3 protein-coding genes and 1 pseudogene are annotated in these 6,727 nt (G+C 74.3%); all 4 read left to right on the forward strand.

Annotated features, from left to right (window positions below; genetic code table 11):
• On the forward strand, positions 1-744 hold a 744-nt coding region (locus tag ACWD4O_RS48530; RefSeq protein ID WP_451289564.1), incomplete at its 5' end, for an AMP-binding protein.
• Entirely contained in the window at positions 741-4,820 is a 4,080-nt protein-coding gene (locus tag ACWD4O_RS48535) for a beta-ketoacyl synthase N-terminal-like domain-containing protein (RefSeq protein ID WP_451289565.1), read from the forward strand. The genes ACWD4O_RS48530 and ACWD4O_RS48535, both read left to right, overlap by 4 nt.
• Before the next feature lie 42 nt (positions 4,821-4,862).
• Positions 4,863-5,864, forward strand: a complete 1,002-nt coding sequence (locus ACWD4O_RS48540) for an alpha/beta hydrolase (RefSeq protein ID WP_451289566.1) — start codon at positions 4,863-4,865, stop codon at positions 5,862-5,864.
• Positions 5,865-6,029: 165 nt separating this feature from the next.
• A pseudogene (locus ACWD4O_RS48545) lies at positions 6,030-6,727 on the forward strand (PucR family transcriptional regulator); the annotation flags it as partial.

Consider the following 6,727-nt stretch of genomic DNA (forward strand, 5'->3'; position numbering starts at 1 on the left):
CTGGACCGTCAGGCGCTGGCGGCGGGCAAGGCCCTGTCCGTCGCACCCGACGACCCCGCCGCGGTCCAGCTCGCTGCCTGCGGCGAACCCGTCGGGCAGTCGGTGCGCATCGTCGACCCGGCCACCGCGATCCTCCTGCCCGAGAGGGAGGTGGGCGAGATCTGGGTCCAGGGACCCAACGTCGGGCGCGGCTACGCGGGCCGTGCGTCACAGACCCGCAAGACCTTCCACGCCCGCCTGGGGCGCCTGCCCGGCCGCTGGCTGCGCACCGGCGATCTCGGCACGCTGCTCGACGGACAGCTCCTGGTCACCGGCCGTCTGAAGGACCTGATCATCGTGGACGGCCGCAACCACTATCCGCAGGACGTCGAGGGCACCGTGCAGGCCGCTCACCCGGCCATCCGCCCCGACCGTCTCGCGGCCTTCGCCGTCCCGGCCGGACTACTCCCCGCCGGCCGGGACTCCGTCAGAGGCGCCGAGGCCCGTGCCGTGATCACCGCGGAGTCCGCGGTGGTCGTCGCCGAGCACGCCCGCGATCTGCCCGCACAGGACCGCGACCCCAAGGAGGTCGCCGCCGCCGTCCGCGCCGCCGTCTCCGCACGGCACGGCCTGCGACTGGCCGACGTGCTGCTCGTCCCGCCCGGTGCTGTGCCCCGCACCTCCAGCGGCAAGGTCTCCCGGACGCTGACCCGCTCCCGCTACCTCGACGGCTGCTACGACGCCGTTGAGCGGGGTACGGCGTGAGCGCGCTCCAGGCCGACCCCGTCGGCCTGCGACAGCTGGTGATCGAACGGCTCGCCCACTGGTCCGGGGTGCCCGGTGCGGACATCGCCGGGGACCGGCCGCTGGCGGAGCTCGGGATGTCCTCCCGCGACGCGGTCGCCATCGCCGGAGAGCTGGCCGACGTACTCGGCCGGGAACTGCCCGCGACCCTGCTGTGGGAGACGCACACCGTGGACGGGCTGGTCACCCTGCTCAGCGGTGGTACGGCCCCCGGCCCGGAGGCCGTGCACACCCCCCGGGCCGCCGCCGAAGAGGAACCGGTCGCCGTGGTCGGCGTCGGCTGCCGCCTCCCCGGCGGTGTCCAGGGCCCCGACGACTACTGGCGGCTGCTCGTCGAAGGCGCCGACGCCGTCGACCGGGTGTCCGAGGAGCGCCGCCGGGACTTCGTCACCCACCTGCCGCCGGACGCCGATCCCTGGGGTGGATACCTCGACGACGCCACCCTCACGGGGTTCGACTCCGCCTTCTTCCGCGTCTCCCCGCGCGAGGCCGACGCGATGGACCCGCAGCAGCGCATGCTGCTGGAGGTCGCCCAGGAGGCCCTCGACCACGCCGCCATCCCCGCCGCGTCCCTGGCCGGAACCGCCACCGGGGTCTTCGTCGGAGTCTCCGCCCCCGACTACGGCCGGCTCACCGGCGCCGACCCGGCCGCCGTCGACGCGTGGGCGACCACCGGGGCCGCCACCTCGGTCGCGGCGGGCAGGCTCAGCTACGTGTACGACCTGCGCGGCCCGAGCGTCGCCGTCGACACCGCCTGCTCCTCCTCCCTGGTCGCCGTCCACCAGGCCTGCGTCGCGCTGCGCGGCGGCGAATGCGACACAGCGCTCGCCGCCGGGGCCAACGTGCTGCTGTCACCGGTCGTCACCGTCGCCTTCGGCCGGGCCGGGGCCCTCGCGCCCGACGGCCGCTGCAAGCCGTTCTCCGCGGCTGCCGACGGCATCGGCCGCGCCGAGGGCTGTGCCGTGGTGGTCCTCAAACGGTTCAGCGACGCGCTGCGCGACGGCGACCGGGTCCTCGCCGTCATCACGGCCACCGCCGTCAACTCCGACGGCCGCTCCAACGGCCTCACAGCGCCCAACCCGGCGGCCCAGCGCGCCCTTCTGGAGACGGCCTACGCGCGCGCCGACGTCGATCCGGCGACCGTGGACTACGTCGAGGCCCATGGCACGGGCACCCCGCTCGGCGACCCCATCGAGGCGGATGCGCTGGCCGCCGTCCTGGGCCGGACCCGCCACCGCGACCAACCGCTGCTGCTCGGCTCGGTCAAGAGCAACCTCGGCCATCTGGAGGCGGCCGCCGGGGTGGCGGGGCTGGTCAAGGCCGTCCTCGCCCTCCACCACGGCTTCATCCCCGGCTCGCTGCACTGCGACCGGTCGGCCCTGGACGACGAGCGGCTGCGGGTCGTCACCGAACCCGAACCCTGGCCCCGCTACAGCGGCACCGCGACCGCAGGAGTCTCCGCCTTCGGCTTCGGCGGCACCAACGCGCACGCCGTACTGGAGGAGTGGCAGCCCGGCCGGCCCGCCGACCGGACCCCGCACGCCCCCGGCACCGCCACCCTGGTGCAGCTCAGCGACGCCGACCCGGCCCGGGTCCGGCACACCGCCGGCCGGCTCGCCGACTGGCTGGACACGCCCGAGGGGAGCGCCGCCCGGCTCCAGGACGTCGGACGCACCCTCGCCGGGCGCGCAGGCCGCGGCCCCGCCCGCGCGGCCGTCGTCGCCCACGACCGCGACGGACTCACCGCCGCCCTGCGCGCGCTGGCCGCCGAGCGCCCCCATCCGTACGTCAGCACCGGCGACCGGGACCGGCTCGGACCCGGCCCGGTCTGGGTCTTCTCCGGCTACGGCACCCAGTGGGCCGCCATGGGCCGCCGACTGCTCGACCGCGAGCCCGCGTTCGCCGCCGCCGTGGAGAAGCTGGAGCCGGTGCTCGCGGCCGGGTGCGGCATCTCCCTGCACGAACTGCTCGACGACTGCACGGACGACGACCTGCGCCGGCCGGAGACCGCCCAACCCCTCCTCTACGGCACCCAGTTGGCGCTGGCCGAACTCTGGCGCTCCTATGGCGTCGAACCCGCCGCCGTCATCGGACACTCCATGGGCGAGGTCGCGGCAGCCGTCGTCGCCGGGGCGCTCGACCCCGCCGACGGCGCCCGCGTCATCGCCGTACGGTCCCGGCTGCTCGCCACCCTGCGCGGCGGGGCGATGGCGGTCGTGGACCTGGCCGACGACGAACTCGGCGACCTGGAGCGGAAGTTCCCGGGTGTGCACCTCGCCGTGCACTCCTCGCCCCGGCAGAAGACCGTCACCGGTGAGGCACTGGCCGTCTCCCGGCTGGTGGAACACCTCACCGCCCACGGCCGCACAGCCCGCGGCCTGCTGGTCCAGGGTGCCGGGCACTCGCCCCAGGTCGATCCGCTGGTGCCCGAACTGGTCACCGGTCTCAGCGGCATCCGAGGCCGGACCGACGGTGCCGTGCGCGTCTACTCCACCGTCCACAAGGATCCCACCGGCCCCTGCGATTTCGATGCCGCGCACTGGGCGGCGAATCTGCGCAACCCGGTCCGGCTCGCCGGTGCGCTGGCCGCCGCCGCGGCGGACGGGCACACCGCCTTCATCGAGATCTCCCCGCACCCCGTGCTCCTGCACCCCCTCGCCGAGAACCTGCCCGACGCCCTCCATCTGCCCACCCTGCGCAGAGGCAACGACCCCGCCCTCACCTTCCGCGCCCAACTGGCCGCCCTGCACGCTGCGGGTCGGCCCCTCCCGGCCCGCCGCCTCCACCCGCACGGCGAGGTCGTCGACGTCCCCCTGCCGGCCTGGCGGCACACCCGGCACTGGTGGACGCACGAAAACGGCAGCCCGTCGGCCGACGTCCCGCACGACGGGCGCGGGCTTCCCGCAGCCGATCCCGTACCGGCGCCGGAACAGGGGAGGGGCGGCGGTACGGTCGCCGAACGGCTCATCCGCCATATCGCCGCCGTCACCGGACACCTCCCGGAGCAGATCACCCCGGACACTGCGCTCACCGACCTCGGCCTCGACTCGCTCATGGCCGTCCGGCTGCGCGAGGCCGCCGTGCGCGAGTTCGGCGTCCCGCTCTCACTGCGCGACCTGCTGCTGTCCGGCACCGTGCAGGCCGCCGCCGACGTCATCACCCTCTCCCCGCACGACGACCGGCCGGAACGCATGCTGCGCACCCCGGTTGCCCCTCGCCCGGCAGTCAGGTCCATGCCGTACCCGCTGCGCGTCCTCCGGCCGGGCGGCGACCGACCGCCGCTGGTACTGGCACACGCGGCCGGCGGCACCCCGGACGTCTACCGGCCGCTCGCCGGGCTGCTGGCCCCCGGGCTGCCGGTGTACGGCCTCGACCGGGTCGAGGAGGCGGACACCGTCGCCGCGAAGGCGCGACTGTGCGCCGAGGCGATCCGCAAGGCATGGCCCGACGGCCGCTACCGGATCGGCGGCTGGTCCTTCGGCGGGTTCGTGGCGCAGGAGACCGCCCGGCTGCTCGCCGCCGAGTTCGCACCCCCCGAGGCGGTGGTCCTCATCGACGCCGTGCGCCCGCTGCCCCGCCCGCCCGGACGGACCGCGTGGGACGTGGCACGCGAGCACTTCGAAGGCTTCGCCGCATACGTGTCCCGCACCTACGGCGCCCGACTGGACCTGCCGTACCGGGAACTCGCCGGCCTCGACGACCGGGCCCGCATCGACCTGGTGCTGGAAGCCCTGAGCGCGGTCGCCGACATCCCGCCCGCCGCACTGGAGCACCAGCGCGCCTCGTACCTGGACCTACGGACCGGCGAGGCGCACACCCCCCGCCCCTACGACGGCCGGGTGATCCTCTACCGAGCCACCGAACCCGCGCCGCACACGGTGCGCGACCCGGCGTACGAGCGCCAGGACGACGCCCTCGGCTGGGACGAACTCTGCCCGGACCTGGAGATCGTCCGCATCCCCGGACACCACCTCTCACTGCTCGACCCGCCGCACGCCCAGGCCATCGCCGACCACCTGAACCGGGCGCTCGGCTGAACACCCAGCTCCCCGACATCACCCCACAAGGAGCCGCCCGCCATGTCCGACCGCCCGTCCGTTCCCCACCGCGGCCTGTCCCGCCGCACTCTCGCCAAGGCCGCCGCCCTCGGGGTCGCGGGCACGCTCACCGGCGCCTGGAGCGCCTCGGCCGCCGATCTCACCGTCGCTCAACTGGGGCCTCGCACCTACGACTTGGGCATCCCCTCGGCCGCACTGGGCCGCACCGCGCCCGTCCGGATCATCCTGCCGACCTCCTACGCCGCCCAGCCGGGCCGCACCTGGCCGGTGCTCCATCTGCTGCACGGCGCGCACGACGACTACAACTCGTGGACGCGCGAGACCGACATCGAGGCGTTCACCGCGAACCGGGACCTGATCGTCGCCATGCCGGACGCGGGGCCCACCGGCATTCCCACCCGCTGGAAGACCGGCCCCGACTACGAGACCTTCCAGCTCCAGGAGGTCCCCGCGGTCCTGCGCGCCGCCTACCGGGCCTCCACCGTCCAGGCCGTCGCCGGGGTCTCGACCGGCGGATACGGCGCCATGGCACATGCCGCCCGCCATCCCGGAACGTTCGTGGCCGCGGCGTCGTACAGCGGAATCCCCGACACCCTGGTGACGCGGATGCCGGTGATCGTCCAGGCGATCGTGGGCCGGGAAAGCCTCAACCCCCTGTCGCTGTGGGGAGATCCGACCCGCGACTCCGCCACCTGGCAGGACTTCAACCCCCTGGCCCGCGCGAGCGCCCTGCGGGGCACCGCGCTCTACGTCTCCGTCGGCACCGGCAGCCTCACCGGCGTGCTCGGCACCATCATCGCTCTCGCGCAGATCATCAGCGGCGGCATCGGCGCCGTGCTGCCCGGGGTCCTGGAGAGCCTGGTGGCGCCCTCCACACAGAGCTTCGTCGCCGCTCTCGGCCAGTCGGGTATCCCGGTCACCCAGCACCTCTACCAGGGCGGCGGGCACCAATGGAGCGACTGGCAGCGGGAGTTCACCGCCTCGTGGCCGGTCCTCGCCGGAGCGCTCGGCCTACCGGTCTGACCTGTACGGAGCTGTCTGCATGCCGTGGGCCGTCGCCGCCGCACACCTTGTCGCGCACGGACAATACCCCGGCTCCGTCTTATAACTTCCGCACAGGGCAGGGGAGTTGGGCAGGGGGATATCGTCGTCGGTCGTACCGCCTGACCGACGGTAGGAGCAAACAGCATGGATCCCTTCGTCGTTGTCCCCCACCGGCTGGCAGATTTTCTGCGCCCGCATCTCGACGAGATCGCCGACGAAGTCGCTCGCGAGGTGCAGCTTCAGGTGCCCGAGTACGCACGGCCGGCCGACGACGCGTACGTGCGGACCATACGAGCCGGAGTCACCCAGGCCCTGACACTCTTCGTGGACCGCATCGCCGACACCGGACGGGAGCGCGACCGGGAGCACGTCGTCCGTACTTATCAGGAGATCGGGCGCGGCGAATCCGGCGAAGGGCGCGGCCTCGAAGTGCTGCAGGCCGCGCTCAGGCTCGGCGGGCGGGCCGCTTGGCGGCGCATGATGAAGGCCGCCGACGAACTCGCCCTGGACTCCAGCGAGGTGGCCGCGCTGGCGGACGCGGCGTTCACCCACCTGCACGAGATCATGCAGGCGGCCACCGAAGGCCACACCGAGGCCCGGCTGCGCAGCACCGGTGAGTTACAGCGCCGCCGCAAGCGCCTCCTGGACCTGCTGTTCGCCGATCCGTCGGCTTCGGCGGAGACAGTCGAGGAACTGGCACGCACCGCGCGCTGGCCCCTGCCTCAGCGGGTCGCCGTCATCGCCGTGGGCGGGCCCGAGCGGGAGGACGACGAACGGCTGCTGCTGCCCGCCGGAGTGCTGGCCGACATGACCGCCCGCCCGGCCCGGCTGGTCGTCCCGGA

The sequence above is a fragment of the Streptomyces sp. NPDC002623 genome, assembly GCF_053592635.1.